At 74.1% G+C, this 18,529-nt stretch carries 19 protein-coding genes and 1 pseudogene; 14 read left to right on the top strand and 6 right to left on the bottom strand.

Annotated elements, in window-relative coordinates:
- Nucleotides 1–31 precede the first annotated feature (31 nt).
- On the top strand, nucleotides 32–925 hold the full coding sequence (locus tag ACFV1J_RS28845) for a DUF2867 domain-containing protein (RefSeq protein ID WP_385862868.1): 894 nt from the start codon (nucleotides 32–34) through the stop codon (nucleotides 923–925).
- Nucleotides 926–934: 9 nt separating this feature from the next.
- On the opposite strand, the gene ACFV1J_RS28850 is transcribed toward ACFV1J_RS28845, so the two are convergent.
- Nucleotides 935–1,072, bottom strand: a complete 138-nt coding sequence (locus tag ACFV1J_RS28850; RefSeq protein ID WP_385862870.1) for a hypothetical protein — start codon at nucleotides 1,070–1,072, stop codon at nucleotides 935–937.
- Nucleotides 1,073–1,201: 129 nt separating this feature from the next.
- On the opposite strand from ACFV1J_RS28850, the gene ACFV1J_RS28855 reads away from it, so the two are divergent.
- From ACFV1J_RS28855 to ACFV1J_RS28880, 6 genes and pseudogenes are all read left to right on the top strand, one after another.
- Complete coding sequence (locus ACFV1J_RS28855) at nucleotides 1,202–1,771, top strand: RNA polymerase sigma factor (protein WP_385862872.1); 570 nt, start codon at nucleotides 1,202–1,204, stop codon at nucleotides 1,769–1,771.
- A 158-nt stretch (nucleotides 1,772–1,929) separates the two neighbouring features.
- Nucleotides 1,930–2,169 carry a hypothetical protein gene (locus ACFV1J_RS28860; RefSeq protein WP_385862874.1) on the top strand — a complete coding sequence of 80 codons (240 nt, stop codon included), beginning with the start codon at nucleotides 1,930–1,932 and terminating at the stop codon, nucleotides 2,167–2,169.
- A gap of 245 nt (nucleotides 2,170–2,414) precedes the next feature.
- Nucleotides 2,415–2,945: pseudogene (locus ACFV1J_RS28865) on the top strand (GNAT family N-acetyltransferase); the annotation flags it as partial.
- The gene (locus ACFV1J_RS28870; RefSeq protein WP_385862931.1) at nucleotides 2,943–3,425 is read left to right on the top strand and encodes a glyoxalase superfamily protein; all 483 of its coding nucleotides are present in this window, start codon (nucleotides 2,943–2,945) and stop codon (nucleotides 3,423–3,425) included. The pseudogene ACFV1J_RS28865 and the gene ACFV1J_RS28870, both read left to right, overlap by 3 nt.
- A gap of 222 nt (nucleotides 3,426–3,647) precedes the next feature.
- Entirely contained in the window at nucleotides 3,648–5,696 is a 2,049-nt protein-coding gene (locus ACFV1J_RS28875) for a DUF5107 domain-containing protein (protein WP_385862875.1), read from the top strand.
- Between the two features lie 98 nt (nucleotides 5,697–5,794).
- Entirely contained in the window at nucleotides 5,795–6,718 is a 924-nt protein-coding gene (locus tag ACFV1J_RS28880; protein WP_385862877.1) for an NADP-dependent oxidoreductase, read from the top strand.
- Between the two features lie 90 nt (nucleotides 6,719–6,808).
- Here the strand turns inward: ACFV1J_RS28880 and ACFV1J_RS28885 are convergent, their stop codons facing one another.
- The 3 genes from ACFV1J_RS28885 to ACFV1J_RS28895 all read right to left on the bottom strand — a co-directional run bounded on the left by ACFV1J_RS28885 (nucleotide 6,809) and on the right by ACFV1J_RS28895 (nucleotide 9,721).
- Nucleotides 6,809–7,168 (bottom strand): VOC family protein, encoded by a 360-nt coding sequence (locus tag ACFV1J_RS28885; RefSeq protein WP_385862879.1) that lies wholly within the window; start codon nucleotides 7,166–7,168, stop codon nucleotides 6,809–6,811.
- Between the two features lie 133 nt (nucleotides 7,169–7,301).
- Nucleotides 7,302–8,117 carry a class I SAM-dependent methyltransferase gene (locus ACFV1J_RS28890; protein WP_385862880.1) on the bottom strand — a complete coding sequence of 272 codons (816 nt, stop codon included), beginning with the start codon at nucleotides 8,115–8,117 and terminating at the stop codon, nucleotides 7,302–7,304.
- 122 nt (nucleotides 8,118–8,239) lie between these two features.
- Nucleotides 8,240–9,721, bottom strand: coding sequence for a bifunctional phosphatase PAP2/diacylglycerol kinase family protein (locus tag ACFV1J_RS28895; protein ID WP_385862882.1), 1,482 nt, complete (start codon nucleotides 9,719–9,721; stop codon nucleotides 8,240–8,242).
- A gap of 48 nt (nucleotides 9,722–9,769) precedes the next feature.
- Here ACFV1J_RS28895 and ACFV1J_RS28900 point away from each other — a divergent pair, with 48 nt between their 5' ends.
- The 6 genes from ACFV1J_RS28900 (at nucleotide 9,770) to ACFV1J_RS28925 (ending at nucleotide 16,220) form a co-directional block, all read left to right on the top strand.
- Complete coding sequence (locus ACFV1J_RS28900; RefSeq protein WP_385862884.1) at nucleotides 9,770–10,216, top strand: GNAT family N-acetyltransferase; 447 nt, start codon at nucleotides 9,770–9,772, stop codon at nucleotides 10,214–10,216.
- Between the two features lie 325 nt (nucleotides 10,217–10,541).
- Complete coding sequence (locus tag ACFV1J_RS28905) at nucleotides 10,542–11,750, top strand: aminotransferase class I/II-fold pyridoxal phosphate-dependent enzyme (protein WP_385862886.1); 1,209 nt, start codon at nucleotides 10,542–10,544, stop codon at nucleotides 11,748–11,750.
- A 70-nt stretch (nucleotides 11,751–11,820) separates the two neighbouring features.
- Nucleotides 11,821–12,996 carry an MBL fold metallo-hydrolase gene (locus tag ACFV1J_RS28910; RefSeq protein WP_385862887.1) on the top strand — a complete coding sequence of 392 codons (1,176 nt, stop codon included), beginning with the start codon at nucleotides 11,821–11,823 and terminating at the stop codon, nucleotides 12,994–12,996.
- Between the two features lie 295 nt (nucleotides 12,997–13,291).
- On the top strand, nucleotides 13,292–14,680 hold the full coding sequence (locus ACFV1J_RS28915; RefSeq protein WP_385862889.1) for an amino acid permease: 1,389 nt from the start codon (nucleotides 13,292–13,294) through the stop codon (nucleotides 14,678–14,680).
- A gap of 48 nt (nucleotides 14,681–14,728) precedes the next feature.
- Nucleotides 14,729–15,709 (top strand): dTDP-glucose 4,6-dehydratase, encoded by a 981-nt coding sequence (gene rfbB / locus ACFV1J_RS28920; protein WP_385862932.1) that lies wholly within the window; start codon nucleotides 14,729–14,731, stop codon nucleotides 15,707–15,709.
- Between the two features lie 136 nt (nucleotides 15,710–15,845).
- Nucleotides 15,846–16,220 carry a nuclear transport factor 2 family protein gene (locus ACFV1J_RS28925; protein ID WP_385862891.1) on the top strand — a complete coding sequence of 125 codons (375 nt, stop codon included), beginning with the start codon at nucleotides 15,846–15,848 and terminating at the stop codon, nucleotides 16,218–16,220.
- A gap of 15 nt (nucleotides 16,221–16,235) precedes the next feature.
- Here ACFV1J_RS28925 and ACFV1J_RS28930 read toward each other — a convergent pair whose 3' ends face one another.
- The gene (locus ACFV1J_RS28930; protein WP_385862893.1) at nucleotides 16,236–17,054 is read right to left on the bottom strand and encodes a helix-turn-helix domain-containing protein; all 819 of its coding nucleotides are present in this window, start codon (nucleotides 17,052–17,054) and stop codon (nucleotides 16,236–16,238) included.
- Nucleotides 17,055–17,181: 127 nt separating this feature from the next.
- Here ACFV1J_RS28930 and ACFV1J_RS28935 point away from each other — a divergent pair, with 127 nt between their 5' ends.
- Nucleotides 17,182–17,493 (top strand): 4a-hydroxytetrahydrobiopterin dehydratase, encoded by a 312-nt coding sequence (locus ACFV1J_RS28935; protein ID WP_385862895.1) that lies wholly within the window; start codon nucleotides 17,182–17,184, stop codon nucleotides 17,491–17,493.
- Between the two features lie 38 nt (nucleotides 17,494–17,531).
- Here the strand turns inward: ACFV1J_RS28935 and ACFV1J_RS28940 are convergent, their stop codons facing one another.
- Nucleotides 17,532–18,476, bottom strand: a complete 945-nt coding sequence (locus ACFV1J_RS28940) for a YihY/virulence factor BrkB family protein (protein WP_385862897.1) — start codon at nucleotides 18,474–18,476, stop codon at nucleotides 17,532–17,534.
- Between the last annotated feature and the right edge of the window lie 53 nt (nucleotides 18,477–18,529).

The raw sequence follows: 18,529 nt of genomic DNA on the forward strand, positions 1-18,529 counted from the left end.
AAAAACATACGCCACCGTATGGAGGTACTCCGTGCGTACCGTCCGCGACGTCCACAGCCGCACCGTCCAGGCCCCCGCCGAGACCGTCGGCGCCCTGCTCGACCGGCTCGGCAGCGACCACGACCCGCTCTTCCCGGCACCGGCCTGGCCGCCCATGCGCTTCGACCGCCCGCTGGGCGTCGGCGCGGACGGCGGCCACGGATTCGTCCGCTACCGGGTCGGCGCGTACGAGCCCGGCCGCCGCATCCGCTTCGACTTCACCGACGGCACCGGCCGGCACGAGGTCACCGTCCGCCCCGAAGGCCCCGACCGCTGCCGCGTACAACACCTCCTGGAGGCCCAACTGCCGCCCGTCCGGCGGGGGTTGTGGTTCCTCGCGATTCGCGCGATGCACCGCACCGTCGTCAAGGAGCTCTTCGACAACATCGAACGGGCCGCCGCCGGCCGGCAGATACCAGCGCCCCGCCGCTCCCCGTGGATCCGGCTGCTCCACGGTCTGGCATGGGACCGCGCGCGGGCCGTCGCACTGCCCGCCGCCGCCCGGCTCGCCCAACGGGCCTTCCCGCACACCGACTTCGAGGACGCCTGGCAGATGGACCTGCTGCCCGGCCTGCCGGACGCCCCGGAGGCGTGGCAGGGCGTACTGCGCGGGGCCGCCTTCCCGGTCGTCGGCCGGACGGACCAGGAGCTGCTGCTCGGCGAGGACGCCCGGCACCTCGACTTCCGCGCCTCGCTCCTCGTCGCGGACGGCACCGTCACCCTCGGCACGGTCGTCCGCCTCCACAACACCACCGGCCGGCTCTACTGGGCCGTGGTCCGCCGCGTCCACCCCTTCATGGCCCGCACGATGCTCCGCCGCATCCACCGCCGCCTGGCCCTCGCGGCACCGACCGCGGCCGAGCGGGAGGCGGCGGTGCGGACCTGACCGGCCGGGCTACTTCTCCAGGTACGTCAGCAGGAAGGTGACCACGACGACGCCGATGCCGAGGGCGGCGCCGAGCACCGGGTCGATGTAGGCGAGGTAGACGGCGAGGCCGCCGAGCACGAGGGCGAGTGCGGTGCGAGTGTCCATACCGTGAAGTCCCGCCGGGGCGGCCGGAATTTTCACCCCGGCCCGGTGAAAAACTTCCGGCCCCCACCACGTCCTTCCAGGGAGCCCGGGACCCCCGAGCGGTACCCGGTCAGCGGAGAGGGACGACACATGAGGCAGCTCTCAGGGGGCGGAAACGACTCCGCGGAGTCACCCCGCCGGCTGTCCAAGGAACGCGAGGCCGAGCTGATGGAGACGCTGCGTACGGTGGAGCCGCGGCTGATCGCCTCGGTCACGCGGATCACCCACGACTACCACCTGGCCCAGGACATCACCCAGGAGGTGTGCATCGCCATCTTCCAGGAGTTCCGCAAGGGCACCAGGTTCGAGAAGCCGGTCCTCGTCTTCGCGACCGTGGTGGCCCGCAACAAGCTCCGGGACCACTGGCGCAAGAGCTCCTCGGGCGAGCGGCCGTACGACGAACCGCCCGAGCGCGGACGGCGGTTCGGCCCGGACCCGACCGCCGGCCTCGAGTACCTGGAGCTGCTGGAGTCGGTGAAGGCGGCGATCGCCGACGAACGGCAGACGGCGGTCTGGGAGCTCACCCACGTCTGGGGCCTGAAGGGCACCGAGATCGCCGAGCTGCTGGAGATCTCCTCGGCGACGGTGAGCCGGCAGCTGGCCGCGGCCGAGACGAAGGCGAAGCTCTGGCGGGAGGGCGAGGACCTGGAACCGGCGTAGGCCCCGGGCTCCCGGCGGCCGCAGCCTCTGGCGGCCGCCGCCCGCCCACCGCCCCGGCTCACCCGCCGGGCTGGATCCCGCCCCGAGGCCGTGCGCGAACGCGGCTTCAGGGTGGGACCTATCCCGCCCCGTCCTTCACATCCGAATGGGGAGCATCCATGAGTGAACGTCAGGCCTCTCCGCACGAGAGGCTGCTGACCTACCTCCGAGAGGGGGACCGCCTCGTGCCACCGGACACCCGTACCGCGCACGACTGGGACCTGCGCTACGGGTCCCTCGCGGCGGCGGCCGACCTCCGCGGGACCACCGAACCACCGGAGCCCACCGACCCCTCACCGGCGTCCTGGTACGACGACGGACGCGCGGCGGACCTGGGCCGATCGGTGGTGAACCGGTGAAGGTCGGTCGCTTACGGAGGGACCTGAGTCCGCACGCGCACGTCACGGGGGGCGTGCGCGCGCGGAGTTGACGGCGGGGGCACCGGCCGGCGCGGCCACACGGGGGTGGGCGGCGCCGGCGGGGCCCGTACCGTCCTGCGAGGGATGCCGAGACCGCCGGGCCATGGCGCGGCCCCGCCCGTTCCGGGGCGATTCCCACCCGTAATCGCTGGCCCGTACCGCACGGCCGTCCGTACGATTTCCCGGTGACGATCAATGACCGCTACCTCGCACGCGGGCCGCGGGTGGGCATCCGGCCCTTCACCGCCGCCGACCGGGACGAGTTCACCGCCGCGGTGCGCGCCAGCGCCGGGCTGCACCATCCGTGGCTCTACCCGCCGGCCGACGCCGCCGCCTACGACGCCTATCTGCTCAGGCTGCAGGAACCCCTGCGCGAGGGCTTCCTGTTCTGCGAGCTCACCACCGGCCGGATCGCGGGTTACCTCACGATCAACAACATCGTGCACGGCGCGTTCCGCTGCGGTGCGATCGGCTACGGCGCCTTCGCGCACGCCGCCGGCCGCGGCCTGATGAGCGAGGGTCTGCGCCTCGTGCTCCACCACGCCTTCGGCCCGCTGGGCCTGCACCGGCTGGAGGTCAACATCCAGCCGGACAACGCCTCCTCGCTCGCGCTCGTCCGGCGCGCCGGCTTCCGCCGGGAGGGGTTCTCCCCGGACTTCCTCTTCATCGACGGCGCCTGGCGCGACCACGAACGCTGGGCGATCACCAGCGAGATGGTCACGGAACCGGCCACGGAGCCAGCCACGGACGGGACGGAGCCGGCGGGGGACGGTGCGAGGCCGGCGCCCACCACCGACGTGACCTTCGGCCGCGCGGTGCCGGTCCTCCGCATCTTCGACGTGGCCAAGGCCCATGAGTTCTACGTCGGTCACCTCGGCTGCACCGTCGACTGGGAGCACCGCTTCGAGCCGGGAATGCCGCTCTACACACAGGTCTCGCGGGGCGACCTCGTGCTGCACCTCTCCGAGCACCACGGCGACGGGACGCCCGGCGGGGTGGTCTACACGGAGCTGACCGGGGTGCGCGCGCTCCACGCCGAGCTGGCCGCGAAGGACTACCCGTATCTGCGACCCGGTCTGGAGCACGACGAGATCGGGTGGTCCCTCACCCTCACCGACCCCTTCGGCAACCGGCTGCGCCTCACCGAGCCCGAGCCTGCCCCGGACTCGCCCCCGGCCACCGGGACTTGCGGTTGAGCTTCGTGGTGTCCATGGTGTGTCCGCCGCGCCTCCGATTCTTCGATGCGGTGGCATCGCACCGTTCCGCCGGCGGCGTCGCCACCGTTCCGGGGGCCCCCTTTGCGTAACCCTGACCCCGCGGGACGGAAGAAGCCCTGTTCAGACCGGCGATGAGGGGGTTCCATGGTCAACCGGAGGCCGCCGTAGCCGAGGTGGCCGGTCCCCCCTTGCGAGGCAGCCGTGGCCACGAGCGTGCGACGCACCACCCTGACCCTTCCCGCCGCCCCCCTCGGTCCGGACAACCCCTTCCCCGCCCTCCGAAGCGACCACGACCTCCCTCAGGTCCGGATTCCCCGGGACGCCGGGCTGCCCGCCGACATGGCGCGCCAGATCGGCCACCGGCCGCTGACCTCGCTCCTGCCGGTCGCCCGGCGCGACGGTTACGGGCGCGCCCGCCGCCGCACCGACCTCGACGCCCTGGTCATCGAGAACGACCGGCTGCGCGCCACCGTCCTCCCCGGTCTCGGCGGCCGGGTGTACTCCCTGTGCCACAAGCCCACCGACCGCGAACTGCTCTACCGCAACCCGGTGTTGCAGCCCGCCGCGTTCGCCCTCAACGGGGCGTGGTTCTCCGGCGGCATCGAGTGGAACATCGGCGCCACCGGCCACACCACCCTCTCCTGCGCCCCGCTGCACGCCGCCCGGGTCCCGGCCCCGGACGGCGGGGAGATGCTCCGGCTGTGGGAATGGGAGCGGCTGCGCGATCTGCCCTTCCAGGTGGACCTGTGGCTGCCGGACGGCTCCGACTTCCTCCACGTGGGCGTACGGATCCGCAACCCGCACCACCACACCGTGCCCGTCTACTGGTGGTCCAACATCGCGGTGCCCGAAGAGGACGGCACCCGCGTCCTGGCGCCCGCCGACGAGGCCTGGCACTTCGGCTACGAGCGGCTGCTGCGCCGGGTCCCGGTCCCGGAATCGGACGGCGCCGACCGCACCTACCCGCTGCGCAGCGAGTTCCCCGCCGACTACTTCTACGAGGTGCCCGACGGCGCCCGCCGCTGGATCACCTCGCTCGACGCGGCCGGCCGGGGCCTGGTCCAGACGTCCACCGACGCGCTGCGCGGCCGCAAGCTCTTCCTTTGGGGCACGGGCCGGGCCGGCCGGCGCTGGCAGCGGTGGCTCACCGAACCGGGCACCGGCGGCTACGCCGAGATCCAGGCCGGGCTCGCCCGCACCCAGTTGGAGCACGTACCCCTCGACGCCGGCGGGGCGTTCAGCTGGCTGGAGGCGTACGGGCCGCTGGCCGCCGACCCCGCCGTGGTGCACGGCGCGGACTGGTCGGCGGCGCGCGAGGCGGTCGCCGCCGGGCTGGAGACGGCCCTGCCACGGGCGGACGTCGACGCGGCGTACGCGGCCTGGCTGCCGTACGCCGACCGGGAGCCCGAGGAATCGCTGGCCACCGGGTCGGGCTGGGGTGCGCTGGAGGTGGTCCGGGCCGGTTTCGCGCTGCCCGGTACGCCGTTCGACCCGGCCACCCTCGGCCCCGAACAGGAGCCCTGGCTGACGCTGCTGAGGACCGGGGAACTGCCGCCCGGCGGACCGCTGCCCGGCCCGGCACCGACCGCACCGGCCTGGCGCGACCTGCTGGAATCCGCCCCACCCGGCCCGGCCACCGACCACCACCTCGGCCTCGCCCAGTGGCAGGCCGGCGACCGGGCCCAGGCGGTCCGCAGCTGGGAACGCGCGGTCGGGCAGGGTGCCGGCGACCTGACCCGTGCCGCGTGCGTGCTGCCGCTCTACTGCCTGGCCGTCGCCGAGTCCGCGGCGGGCGAACCGGCGCGGGCCGCCGACCGGTACGCACAGGCCTGCGACGCCGTGGCCGCGGCGGCCGCCGCGGACGGCCCGGCCGCCCGTACCTGGCGCGCCGCACTGCCCGCCCTCCTCCGGGAGGCGGTGCCGGCGCTGCTCACCGCCGGCCGTACCGAGGAGGCCGGGCGGCTGCTGGCCGCGCTGCCGGAGCGCGTCCTGGCCGACGGACGCTTCCGGTTGCTGACCGCCCGGGTGCTGCTCGCCCAGGACCGGCCCGAAGCGGCCCGGGAGGTCTTCGACGCCGGCTTCGAGATCGCCGATCTGCGGGAGGGCGACGAGACGCTCAGCGACACCTGGTTCGCGATCGCCGAACGGCTGACCGCGGCCGGCGGACCGGTCACCGACGAGGTACGTGCCAGGGCCCGGGCCGCACATCCGCTCCCGGACCGCTACGAGTACCGGATGCGGCCGGTGTAGCCGGCCTCCCTACGGGTGCGCCGGGCCGGTACGCCCGATCCGGTGAACGTCCGTGCGGAGCTGGAATGATCCCGGACCGTCCCGTGTTGTGGCCGGTCATGAAGGCAATCAGCACACAGCGCTACGGCGACCCCGACGTCCTCACCTACTCCGACCTCCCCGACCCGAAGGTGGCCCCGGACTCGGTCCTGATCCGGGTCCGTGCGGCCGGGGTCAATCCGGTCGACTGGAAGATCCTCGCGGGCCATCTCGACCCGATGCTGAACGTCCACTTCCCGCTGATCCCCGGCTGGGACGTGGCGGGCGTGGTCGAGGCGGTCGGCGTGGACGCCACCGAGTACGAGATCGGTGACGAGGTCATCGGCTACGTCCGCAAGGACGACGTCCAGCACGGCACCTACGCCGAGCTGGTCGCCGCGCCGGTGCGGACCCTGGCGCGCAAGCCGGCCGCGCTCAGCTGGCAGCAGGCCGCCGGGCTGCCGCTCGCCGGCCTGACGGCCTATCAGGCCGCGAAAAGGGTCGGCGCCACGTCGGGCGAGACGGCCCTGGTGCACGCCGCCGCGGGCGGTGTCGGCTCGCTCGGCGTGCAGATCCTGGTCGCCCAGGGGCTGCGCGTCATCGGGACGGCCAGCGAGCGCAACCACGACTTCCTGCGGTCCCTCGGCGCCGAGCCGGTCACCTACGGCGACGGGCTCGCCGACCGGGTGCGGGCACTGGCGCCGGACGGTATCGACGTGGCCCTGGACTTCGTGGGCGGCGGCGTGGTGGACGTCTCGCAGGAGCTGCTCAAGGACCGCGGCCGGGTCGCGTCCATCGCCGACGGCGAGGTCAAGGAGAAGGGCGGCCATCTGGTCTGGGTACGCCCGAACAGCGACGACCTGACCGCCCTCGGCGCGCTCGCGGACGCCGGGAAGCTGACCGTGGCGGTCGATGCGGTCTACCCGCTGTCCGAGGCGCCGGAGGCGCTGCGGCGGAGCATGGCGGGCCGGGCCCGCGGCAAGATCGTGCTGGAGGTGTCCTGAGAGAGCCCGTGTCCTGGGAGGGCCCGGCGGAGCCCGTCCCGGGCGGGCGCGTCGGCCGCCCCGTGGGCCAGGGCCGCCGGGGGAGTCCCGTCAGGCCCCGGCGGCCTGTTTGCGGTCGACGTATTCGAAGATCGCACCGTCCGGATGACGGGCCACCACATTCCGGCCGATCGGCGTCGGCACCGGCCCGGCGATGATGTCCGCGCCGACCGCCGTCAGATCGGCCACCGCCTCGTCCACGTCCTCCACGGCGAGGGTCGCGGTGATCTTCCGCAGCACCGACAACTCCGCCTCGGGGCCGCTCATCAGGAAGAAGCACCCGACGGCCGCGACCGCCACACCACCGCGCTGGAAGCGGATCGCCTCCGCGCCCGTCAGCCGTTCGTAGACGCCGATCGCGGCATTGAGATCACTGACGCACACCCGCAGCGAGGTCCCCAGAATGTCCATATGAACCACCCTAGTTGGGCCCCCGGCCGGTACGCGATCAGTTGGCCGTGATCGGACCGTCCGCACCCCGCGCCGAGGAGACACGACCCTCCGGCTGCCGTCCCGGGCCCTCGGGCGGAAGGCCGCACCGCGCTCAGACCCGGCACAGGAGCTCGCCGTGCAGGATGCCGAACCAGCCGTCCTCCTCGGCGCCCCAGGCCCGCCAGGCCTCCGCGATCCGGCGCAGTTCGGCCTCCGTGGCGTGCCCGCCGTCCACCGCTGTCCGCGCGTACGACGAGCTGACCGTGCGGTCCGCCCACAGCTCGCTCCACCACGACCGCTCCTCCGGCGTCCGGTAACACCAGGTGCCCGCGGTGGCGGTGACCGCCTCCGGTGCGAAGCCCGCCTGCCGGGCCCAGGCGTGCAGCCGGCGCCCGGCGTCCGGCTCGCCGCCGTTCGTCCGGGCCACCCGCAGATACAGCCGCAGCCAGTCGGTCATGCCCGGGACCTCCGGGTACCACGTCATCGCCGAGAAGTCCGAATCGCGGACGGCCACGATCCCGCCCGGCTTGGTCACCCGGCGCATCTCCCGCAGCGCCTGGACCGGGTCGCCCACGTGCTGCAGCACCTGATGGGCGTGCACCACGCAGAACGTGTCATCGGGAAAGTCCAGTGCGTGGACGTCGCCGACCACGAACCGGACGTTCTCGACCCCGCGCGCGGCGGCGGTGGCGCGTGCCTGGTCCAGCACCTCCGGCGCCCGCTCCAGCCCGGTGACCTGCCCGTCCGGCACCAGGGCGGCCAGATCGGCGGTGATCGTGCCCGGACCGCAGCCGATGTCCAGTACCCGCATGTGCGGCTTCAGCGAATCCAGCAGATAGCCGGCCGAGTTGGCCGCGGTGCGCCAGGTGTGGGAGCGCAGTACGGACTCGTGGTGGCCGTGCGTGTAGACGGCGGACTCCTGCGGCATGGAGCACTCCTTCGCATGCGTCGGTGTGACACCCCACCGTACGCGGCGATCTCGCATCTTGAGAGACCTATCTCAGGATGTGATCCGCGCCTTTGTCCGTGCCCGTCCGCCGGAGGTGTCGCTCAGTCGGGCAGCAGTCGATACACCGTCAGTGCCTCGCGCTCCTTCTCCAGCGTCAACTCGCCTCCCGACATGGCCACTTCACCGTCATACGCGATCGCCGCGGTATCGCCGAGGCCGCCGATCCGCAGCCGCGGCAGCCGCGCCTCGCCCAGCACCGGCGAACGGCGCGGAGTGCCCATCAGCGCCGCGACGAGCAGCCGGGTGCGGGCCAGCCGGCCGCCGTGCACCACCCGTACGTCGAGCACCCCGTCCGCCAGGTCGTGCCGGCGCACCGGGGCGAAACCCAGGCCCCGGTACTGGCAGTTGCCCACGAACAGCAGCCAGACCGAGCGCAGCTCACCGCCGATCCGCACCGACATCGGTTCCGCGGAGCGCAGCACCTCCCAGGCCGCGAGCACCCCCGCCGGCCAGGCACCGATCCGGCCCGCCCAGCGCTCCCGGATGCGCACCAGCTCCGGATAGACGCCCACCGAAAAGGTGTTGAGGAAATAACGCCCCTCCCGGTGCGGACCGGTCCGGAAGCGCGCCACGTCGACCGCGACCGCCTCCCCGCTCTCCACGGCCCGCGCCGCCGCCGCGAAGCTCTCGATCCCCAGGTCGTACGCGAAGTGGTTGGCGGTGCCGCCGGGCAGCACCGCCAGCGGCAGCCCGTGCCGCACCGCGACCGCCGCCGCGGCGTTGACCGTGCCGTCCCCGCCGACCACCCCCAGCGCGCCGCCCAGCTCCCGGGCCCGCTCCGCGGCCGTCTCCAGCGCCTCGTCCAGCGGCTGCCGGTCCGACCCGTCGCACCTCACCACTTCGGCCTCCGGCAGCACCGCGTGCACCTCGGCGGCCCGGTCCGGGCGTTGTCCCGTGCGCTGCCCCGAGCCCGGGTTCGCCACCACGACCAGCCCCCGGCCGCCGGGCAGCGCGGGCGCCTCCGCACGCGGCCGGGCCGGCGGCGCCAGCTGGGCGCGGGTCGGCACCAGACCCCGTACCGCGAACGCCGCACCCGCACCCAGCGCGGCACCCGCCAGCACATCACCCGGATAGTGCACACCCGTATAGATGCGGGAGAACGCCACCGAGACGGCGACCGGCGCCAGCGCCAGGCCCCACCACTTGTTCTCGAAGAACACCCCGGTCGCGAACGCTGCCGCCGAGGCGGCGTGCCCGGATGGGAAGGACGAGGTGAACGGCTGACGGGTCAGCTGCCTGATCACCGGCACCGCGTCCAGCAGCGGCCGCTGCCGGCGCACCGAGCGCTTGCCGAACGTGTTCACCGTGGCCGAGGCCACGGCCAGGGAGGCCACCCCGCGCGCCGCGGCCCGCCGCGCCGGCCGCCCGCCCAGCGCCGCCGCGCCCGCCGCGATGCCGAACCACAGCAGACCGTGATTGGCGCTGCGGGTCAGCCGGGGCAGCACCCGCTGGGCCCCGGGCCACTCGCGGGTGGCGATCAGGTCGAAGGTCCGCCGGTCGAGATTGCTCAAGAGCGTTCGCATGCGGCACCTCCTACCCCCTCGCGCCCGGGACTGTGCTTCCATCATCCGGTGCTGAGGAGACGCAGGGCCACCGATCTCGACGCCTGTACGGCCGTACTGGCCGAGGTGCACGCCCACAACGGCTATCCGCACCACTGGCCGGACGACCCGGCACGCTGGCTGACCCCCGACGGACTGACCGCCGCCTGGGTCGCCCTGTCGGCCGGCCGGATCGTCGGCCACGGCGCGCTGTGCGGCCGCGAGGTCAGCCGGCTCTACGTCGCCCCCGACGCCCGCGGCGCGGGCCACGGCGGGCGCCTCCTCGCCGCCGTCGAGCACGCCGCGGCGGCCCGCGGCCTGCGCCCCGTACTGGAGGTGAAGGCCACCGACACCGCGGCCATCGCCCTCTACGAGCGCCGCGGCTGGGTCCGCCGGGCCACCGAGCAGCAGGACTGGGGAGCGGGGGAGAGGGTGACGGTGCACCGCTATGAGCGGGTGGGGCCGGCGGGGCGTTAGCTCCCCGGAAGACCGATCGCGCGATCGGTCTTCACAGCTGGTCATGGTCCCGACCAGCCGGGTGAACGCGGTGACGGTGACCCGGGGCAGCGGTGACCGTGACCCGGGGCAGCGGTGTCCCTGAGCCGGGGCAGCAGGACCGCGGCCCCACCGAAGGTCGGCCCGGCACCACAAGGCCACCGCATCCTGACGCCCCCCGGGATCACCACCCGTCCCCGCGACGTGTCGCCCCCGGGCCGCGCCCGCGTGATCTGCGAAGGTGGACGGGGCCGCCCATCATGTGATGGGCCCACGATCGACCCGCCGTCGTGGAGTGGAGGTACGGATGCAGCGGACCGCCCCCGATCCGCGGCCCGAGCCGGACCCTCCGGTGGGCCTGCCGGTCCTGCCGGAACTCGCCGCGCACCTCGCCGCGGCCGCCGGCCGTACCGACGCCGAACCGCCCGGCGGCGGCGCCCCGCTGCGCTCCGCCGCCGCCGGCCACTGGGAACGCCGCGGCCTGGCCACCGGACCCGGCCAGATCCTCGCCGCGCCCGGGGCGGCCCCGCTGCTGCTCGCGCTGTACGCCGCCGCCGACGGCGCCGTGGTCCTGCCCCGGCCCTGCTCCGAGTCGTACGCACCGCCCGCCCGGCTGCTCGGCAGGCCGGTGCACCGGGCGCCGGTGCCCGCGGAGTCCGGCGGGCTGCCCGACCCGTTCGCGCTGCTGGAGACCGTCCGCCGGGCCCGTGAGCACGGTGAGACGCCGCGGGTGCTGGTGCTCTCCGTCCCCGACGACCCGACCGGCACCTGCCCCGCGCCCGAGCAGCTGCACGAGGTGTGCGAGGCGGCGGCCGAAGAGGGGCTGTGGGTCCTCAGCGACGAGACCCGCCGCGACCTGCTGCACGAACCGCACGACACCGTGCTGCTCAGCCCCGCCGAGATGCTGCCCGAAGAGGTCGTGGTGATCAGCGACCTGCGCGCCACGCTGCTGCCCGCCTCCTGGCCCGCCGCGCTGGCCCGCTTCCCGGACACCGGCCGGGGCACCGAGCTGCGTGCCGCGACCCTGGAGGTGCTCGCCGAGCTCCGCACCCCGCTGCCGGGACCGCTCGCCTGCGCCGTGACCCATGCGCTCGGCGAGCCCGAGGCCGTACGGGCCCGGACGGTCACCGTCGCCCGGATCTACGGCGTGCTCACCGCCGCCCTCCACCGCGCCCTCACCGAGGCGGGCGCCCTGTGCCGGCCGCCGCGCGCCGGCAGCCACCTCTACGCCGACCTGGAACCGCTGCGGCGCCCCCTCGCCACCCACGGCATCGCCGAATCCACCGCGCTGGAACGGGAGTTGGCGCCCTGGGCGGCGCGCGGCGGGCACCGCTTCGGCGATGACCCGGGCGCGCTGCGGGTCCGGCTGGGCGCCGAGGCCCTGCTGGGCACCGACCGGGAGCTGCGGCAACGCGTCCTGGACGCCCCCGACCCGCTGCAACTCCCGCACATCGCCGAGGCGTTGACCGCCCTCTCGCGCGCGCTGGCCGCGCTCACGACCGCCGCGGACGGGTGATCCACCGGACCCGCGCGCCCCGACCCCGTTCCGAACCGCCCCGGTTCTGTCCACCGAATGGAGCCCCTCGATGACCGAACAGACCGAGCGCTCCCTCGCCGAGCAGTCCGCCGACCACCGGGGCGGCACCGGCGCCGGACCGGGCACCGGCGCCGGACCGGGCACCGGCGCCGGACCGGGCACCGGCGCCGGGCCGGGCGGGGGAGCGGACCCCGGCACCGCCCCGGCCACCGCCCCGGCACCGGCCACCGACACCCCGCCGGACCTGCCCGAGCCCCGCCCGCTGGGCGAAACCCGCACCTGGCCCCGGGACTTCACCGACCGGCTGACCGCCCCGCTGCCCGGCGTCCGCGCGCTGGCCCGGATCGCCCGCGAGGGCAAGCTCCGCCCGGCCCCCGAGACCCTGCACGAGATCCAGCAACTGCCGTTCGAGCCGGGCCCGCTGCCGGTCGCCGGCCCCACCACGATCGCCCTCACCTGGGCCGGCCACGCCAGCTGGATCATCCGGATCGCCGGGCTGACCCTGCTGACCGACCCGGTCTGGTCCCGCAAACTCCTCGGCACCCCGCCCCGGGTCACCCCCGTCGGCGTCCGCTGGGAGGACCTGCCGCCGGTCGACGCCGTCCTCATCAGCCACAACCACTACGACCACCTCGACATCCCCACCCTCAAGCGGCTGCCCCGGCACACCCCGCTGCTGCTGCCCGCCGGCCTCGCCCGCTGGGCCCGCCGGCGCGGCTTCACCCACGTCACCGACCTGGACTGGTGGGAGGCGGTCGAACTCCCCGCCCCCGGCGGCCCGGTGCGCCTCGACTTCGTCCCCGCCCACCACTGGAGCAAGCGCACCCTCACCGACACCTGCCGCTCCCTGTGGGGCGGCTGGCTGCTCACCGCGCCCGACGGACGGCGGATCCACTTCGCCGGGGACACCGGCTACGGCCACTGGTTCGAGGAGATCGGCCGCCGCTACCCGGACATCGACCTGGCGCTGCTGCCGATCGGCGCCTACGACCCGCGCTGGATGCTGCGCCCGGTGCACACCGACCCCGAGGAGGCGGTACGGGCCACCCAGGACCTGGGCGCCCGGGCGCTGGTGCCGATGCACTGGTCGACGTTCCTGCTCTCCGGCGAGCCGCCGCTGGAACCACTGCGCCGGGTCCGCACCGCCTGGGAGGCGACCGGCCGCCCCCGCGAGGACCTGTGGGACCTGCCGGTGGGGGCGTCCCGGGTCCTGCCGGAGCGCTGACCTGCCGGAGCGCTGACCCGCAGGGGTGCGGGCCGCGGGGCTGCCCGGCGTCGCCGGAACCACCCGTTCCGCCCCCTTCCCGGCCCGCCGACGGCCACCGGCCGCCCGTCGGCCCGCCCGGCGCCACCACGGACGAACTACGGCCCGCGGCCCCGCGCTCCGAAGGTTTTGCCGTGCCGGACCACCCCCCGCCGCACAAATCCCGCTGATTTGGGACCGGGCCGCTCGATCACCGACCATTACCGATGCTCGGTAACCCCGGGTGCACCGCGCACGACGAGAGGCCCACCACGCCATGCACGACCGGCACACCCGCCGCTTCGGTCTCGGAACCGCCACCTGCCTGGTGATGGGCAACATCATCGGCGGCGGCATCTTCCTCCTCCCGGCCTCGGTGGCCCCCTTCGGCACCGTCAGCCTCCTTGCCTTCGGCGTGCTCACCATCGGCGCGGTCGCCCTCGCCCTGGTCTTCGGCCGGCTCGCCGAGCGCCACCCGGACACCGGAGGGCCCTACGTCTACGCGCGCGAGGCGTTCGGCGACTTCGCCGGCTTCCTCTCGGCCTGGTCGTACTGGACGATGACCTGGGTCAGCAACGCCGCCCTCGCGGTCGCCGCCGTCGGCTATGTGCACGTCCTCGTCCCCGGCCACGCCTCCGCCGGCACCGACCTCCTGGTCGCGCTCGCCGCCCTCTGGCTCCCGGCCCTCGCCAACTTCGCCGGCACCCGCTACGTGGGCGCCGTCCAGCTGGTCTCCACCGTCCTCAAGTTCGTCCCGCTGCTCTTCATCGCGGTCGTCGGGCTGTTCTTCTTCGATCCGCACAACCTGGGCCCGTTCCACGCCGGCCACGGCAGCGCGGTCGGCGGGATGTCCGCCGCCGCCGCGATCCTGCTGTACTCCTACGTCGGCGTGGAGTCCGCGGCGATGAGCGCCGGCGAGGTCCGCGACCCGGAACGCAACGTCGGCCGGGCCACCGTCCTCGGCACCGTCGGCGCCGCCGTCGTCTACCTGCTGGGCACCCTCGCGGTCTTCGGGACCGTCGCGCACACCAAGCTGGTGCACTCCACGGCGCCGTTCTCGGACGCCGTCAACGCGATGTTCGGCGGCCACTGGGGCGGCACCCTCGTCGCCGGTGCCGCCGTCGTCTCGATCATCGGTGCGCTCAACGGCTGGACCCTGATGAGCGCCCAGTCGCCGTACGCCGCCGCCAAGGACGGCCTCTTCCCCGCGCCGTTCCTGATCAAGCGCCGCGGCGTCCCCACCGTCGGCGTGCTCGCCGCGGGCATCCTGGCCAGCGCGCTGACCGTGGTCAACTACGTCCTCGGCACCGGCGGGGTCTTCCAGATCCTGGTGCTGATCACCACCTTCTCCGCCACCGTCCCCTACCTCCTCGCCGCCGGCGCCCAGGTCTACTTCCTCCTCACCGGCCGCCGCGACCGGGTCCGCCCGGCCCGCTTCGCCCGCGACCTGACCCTGGCGCTGGCCGCGTTCGGCTTCACCTTCTGGCTCGTCGCCGGCGCCGGCTACGCCGCGATCTACCAGGGCGTGCTGTTCCTCTTCGCCGGCATCCTCGTCTACGCCTGGATGGCCGCCCGCCGCACCACCCACCGGGCCACCCAGAGCGACCCGGCGAGCCCCGAGGCCGCCCTCACGGACGACCAGGAGCCCGCGCACGTTGCGGGGTGACCGCACCGGGGACGACGCCCCGGACGCCCCGACGGAGCGGACACCGTGATGCGGCTGCTGGTCACCGGTGCCGCCGGTTTCATCGGCTCGCACTACGTGCGCAGCCTGCTGGGCGGGGCGTACCCCGGCGCCGGGGACGTCCGGGTCACCGTCCTCGACAAGCTCACCTACGCCGGCAACCCGGCCAACCTCGCACCGGTGCGCGACCATCCCGGCCTCACCTTCGTCGAGGGCGACATCTGCGACGGCCCGCTGCTCGCCGATCTGCTGCCCGGGCACGACGCGGTGCTCAACTTCGCCGCGGAGTCCCATGTCGACCGTTCCATAGCCGGCGCGGACGCCTTCGTCCGCACCAACGTGCTCGGCACCCACACCCTCCTCGAAGCGGTGCGCCGGACCGGCGTGCCGCGCTTCGTCCAGATCTCCACCGACGAGGTGTACGGCTCCATCGAGGACGGCGCGTGGACCGAGGAGAGCCCGCTGCTGCCCAACTCGCCCTACGCGGCGACCAAGGCCAGCGCCGACCTCCTCGTCCGCTCCTACGCCCGCACCTACGGGCTGGACGTGAGCATCACCCGCTGTAGCAACAACTACGGGCCGTACCAGTACCCGGAGAAGGTCATCCCGCTCTTCGTGACCACCCTGCTGTCCGGCGGGACCGTGCCGCTCTACGGCGACGGCCGGCACGTCCGCGACTGGCTGCACGTCGACGACCACTGCCGCGGCATCCAGCTCGTACTGGAACGGGGCCGCCCCGGCGAGGTCTACCACATAGGCGGCGGCGAGGAGTTGACCAACCTCCGCCTGACCGAACTGCTGCTGGACGCCTGCGGCGCCGGCCCGGAACGGATCCGCCACGTCGCCGACCGGCCCGGCCACGACCGCCGCTACGCCCTCGACGACCGCAAGCTGCGCGCGCTGGGCTACGCCCCCCAGGTGCCGTTCCGCACCGGTCTGCTGCGCACCGTCGCCTGGTACCGCGACAACCCTGGCTGGTGGCAGCCGCTGCGCCTCCCGCACCCCCGCTGACGAGGGCCATTACCTCGGACGTCATCGACCCCGGCCGCGCCGCCCGGCAAGCTGAGGGCACCGGATCACGGGCCGGCGCACTCCGGCCCGTGAACCGGGATCCCAACGTGGTTTCGGATGTGCGGAGGAGCAGATCATGACGGAGCAGCAGCGGTACGCGGACGCGGCGGCACGGTACTTCGAGGCGTGGAACGCGACCGGGGACGAGGCGCTCGGCAAGGCCGTCGCCGCGGCCTTCGACGAGCAGGCCACCTACACCGACCCGCTGGCCGACGTGGCCGGGCAGGACGGGCTGGCGGCGGTGATCGTCGGGGCCCACGCGCAGTTCCCGGGGTTCGTCTTCCGGCAGCTGGGGGACGTGGACGGGCACCACGACGTGGCGCGGTTCGGCTGGGAGCTGGTGGCACCGGACGGCACGGCGCCCGTCGCCGGGTTCGACGTGGTGCGGCTGGCCGACGACGGGCGGATCCGCACCGTGGTGGGGTTCCTGGACCGGGTGCCCGCCATGTGAGCGGGCGGACCGGGCCTATCCGGCCCGGGTCCGCAGATAGGTGACCGTTTCCGGGTCGGCGGGGAGGAAGGTCTCCACCGCGAGTTCGGAAACGGTCACATCCATCGGGGTGTTGAACGTGGCGATGGTCGAGATGAAGGACAGCACCCGGCCGTCGTGCTCGATCATCATCGGCAGCGCGAACGGCGTATGACCGCCGAAGGACGCCCGTTCGTGGCCGCCCGGGGGCAGCGGATAGCCGCTCACCTCCTCGTAGAGGGCGCGCAGCGGCGCGGACCGCATCAGGGCCAACTGGCGCTCCATCTGGCCGAGCAGATGCTCGCGCCACTCCAGGTAGTTGCGGATCCGGGGCGCCAGGCCGCCCGGGTGCATGGTGATCCGCATGGCGTTCAGCGGCGGCTGGAGGAGCGCCGGGTCGACGCCCGACAGCAGCATGGTGATACCGCCGTTCGCCGCCTGGACGGTGTAGAGCCCGTCGACCACCAGCGCGGGGAACGGCTCGTAACTGGTCAGCAGCCGTTCCAGACCGGAGCGCAGGGCATCCATGGCGGGGTCGTCCAGCGGGGTCTCGGGGAAGGTCGGGGCGTAGCCGGCGGCGATCAGCAGCGCATTGCGCTCCCGTACCGGCACGTCGAGGTGTTCGGCCAGGCGGAGCACCATTTCCTGGCTCGGGCGGGAGCGGCCGGTCTCGATGAAGCTGATGTGCCGGGCGGAGGAGTCGGCGCGCAGCGCCAGCTCCAGCTGGCTGATCCGGCGCCGGTCACGCCATTCGCGCAGCAGCGCGCCCACACCCGTGCTCGTCTCCGGCGGGGCCGGCGCGGCAACAGTCGTCATGGCGATGACGGTAATCGATCGGTGGTCCGACGTACGATCGAATTGTCAGGAGCCGCCCGTGGAAGGCTGTGAGCGGAGGTCACCGCGGAAGGCGGCGGCACGACGGCACCGGTGAGAGGGGAACGCGATGGGCGCCCAGGTGGAACCGCTCGGTGAGAAGGAGATCGAGGAACGGCTCGCGGAGCTGCCCGGCTGGTCCGTCGAGGACGACCGGCTGCACCGCAGCTACCACTTCCCAGGACACCTCCCGGCGGCCGTGATGGTGATGCACATCGCCCGCATCCAGGACGAGTTGGACCACCACGCCGATCTGACGCTCGGCTACAACCGGCTGACCGTCGCGGTGAACACCCACAGCATCGGCGGCCGGGTCACCGACCTCGACTTCGGACTGGCCCGCCGCATCGAGGAGATCGCCGGGGCACACGGCGCGGACTGACCGGTGCGGGCACCGGTGTGCCCACCGGGCGGGCCGCCTCAGTCGCCCGAACGCGGCTTCACCACCCGGCCCGCCCGGGCCAGCTCCACGTTGAACTGCGCGCCCGACAGCAGCGACAGATGCGAGAACCACAGCCAGATCAGGAACACCACCGGCCCCGCCAGTGAGCCGTAGAGCCGGTTGAAGGTGCCGACGCAGTCGACGTAGACGGCGAAACCCGCGGACGCCACCAGCCACAGCAGCACCGCGACCACACCGCCGGGCGCCGCCCGCCGCAGCCCGCGCGAACTCGGCGGCCCGGACCGGAACAGCACCATGGCCAGCACCGTCGCCAGGACCAGCAGCAACGGCCACTTCAGCAGGTTCCAGGTGGCCTCACCGGCGTCACCGAGCCCGAGCGCCCGGCCGGCCCAGGCCGCGATCGGCCCGCTCACCAGCAGCGCCACCGCACTGCTGATCAGCAGCGCCATCAGCAGCAGCGCGGTGGCCAGGATGCGCGGCGCCTTGCGCCACGGCGGCCGGTCGTCCTTCGTCCGGTGCATGGCGTGCAGCGCCCGGCGGAACACCGCCAGATAGCTGCACGACGACCACAGCGCGCTGACCAGCGCACCGCCCACCACCACCCACGCCGCGGTGTGCTGCTGCGCCATGGTGGCCAGCGCGCGGTGCACGGTCCCGCCCGACCCGGCCGGCGCCAGCGAACTCATCTGGTCGACGAGCTGCTCGGTGGCCGCCGGATCGGCCAGGCCGATCAGGGACACCGTGACGATCAGCGTCGGCAGCAGCGCCAGCACCGAGTAGTACGTCAGGCTCGCCGCCCAGTCCGTGACGTCGTCGTGCCACACCGACAGCGGTGTCCGGCGTAGTGCGGTGCGGCACTGGGCCCAGGTGGGACGGGTGGCCGGCCGCCGCGGCCCGGCCGCCCCCAGGGCCCGGTCCAGCAGTGTCCGGTCCATCCCGCGACGCATCCCGCTGTCGCCCATGTCGTCATCCGTCCTCTCCGTCGGTACGTCCTGCATCATCCCCCGGCGACGGG

The sequence above is a fragment of the Streptomyces sp. NPDC059649 genome (assembly GCF_042734445.1).
Lineage (GTDB): Bacteria > Actinomycetota > Actinomycetes > Streptomycetales > Streptomycetaceae > Streptomyces.

Coding starts and splice junctions, on each gene's coding strand:
- ACFV1J_RS28850 (WP_385862870.1), bottom strand. CDS start 1,072: ATGGACACTCGCACCGCACTCGCCCTCGTGCTCGGCGGCCTCGCCGTC.
- ACFV1J_RS28855 (WP_385862872.1), top strand. CDS start 1,202: ATGAGGCAGCTCTCAGGGGGCGGAAACGACTCCGCGGAGTCACCCCGC.
- ACFV1J_RS28860 (WP_385862874.1), top strand. CDS start 1,930: ATGAGTGAACGTCAGGCCTCTCCGCACGAGAGGCTGCTGACCTACCTC.
- ACFV1J_RS28870 (WP_385862931.1), top strand. CDS start 2,943: ATGGTCACGGAACCGGCCACGGAGCCAGCCACGGACGGGACGGAGCCG.
- ACFV1J_RS28880 (WP_385862877.1), top strand. CDS start 5,795: ATGAAGGCAATCAGCACACAGCGCTACGGCGACCCCGACGTCCTCACC.
- ACFV1J_RS28885 (WP_385862879.1), bottom strand. CDS start 7,168: ATGGACATTCTGGGGACCTCGCTGCGGGTGTGCGTCAGTGATCTCAAT.
- ACFV1J_RS28890 (WP_385862880.1), bottom strand. CDS start 8,117: ATGCCGCAGGAGTCCGCCGTCTACACGCACGGCCACCACGAGTCCGTA.
- ACFV1J_RS28895 (WP_385862882.1), bottom strand. CDS start 9,721: ATGCGAACGCTCTTGAGCAATCTCGACCGGCGGACCTTCGACCTGATC.
- ACFV1J_RS28905 (WP_385862886.1), top strand. CDS start 10,542: ATGCAGCGGACCGCCCCCGATCCGCGGCCCGAGCCGGACCCTCCGGTG.
- ACFV1J_RS28910 (WP_385862887.1), top strand. CDS start 11,821: ATGACCGAACAGACCGAGCGCTCCCTCGCCGAGCAGTCCGCCGACCAC.
- ACFV1J_RS28915 (WP_385862889.1), top strand. CDS start 13,292: ATGCACGACCGGCACACCCGCCGCTTCGGTCTCGGAACCGCCACCTGC.
- rfbB (WP_385862932.1), top strand. CDS start 14,729: ATGCGGCTGCTGGTCACCGGTGCCGCCGGTTTCATCGGCTCGCACTAC.
- ACFV1J_RS28925 (WP_385862891.1), top strand. CDS start 15,846: ATGACGGAGCAGCAGCGGTACGCGGACGCGGCGGCACGGTACTTCGAG.
- ACFV1J_RS28930 (WP_385862893.1), bottom strand. CDS start 17,054: ATGACGACTGTTGCCGCGCCGGCCCCGCCGGAGACGAGCACGGGTGTG.
- ACFV1J_RS28935 (WP_385862895.1), top strand. CDS start 17,182: ATGGGCGCCCAGGTGGAACCGCTCGGTGAGAAGGAGATCGAGGAACGG.
- ACFV1J_RS28940 (WP_385862897.1), bottom strand. CDS start 18,476: ATGGGCGACAGCGGGATGCGTCGCGGGATGGACCGGACACTGCTGGAC.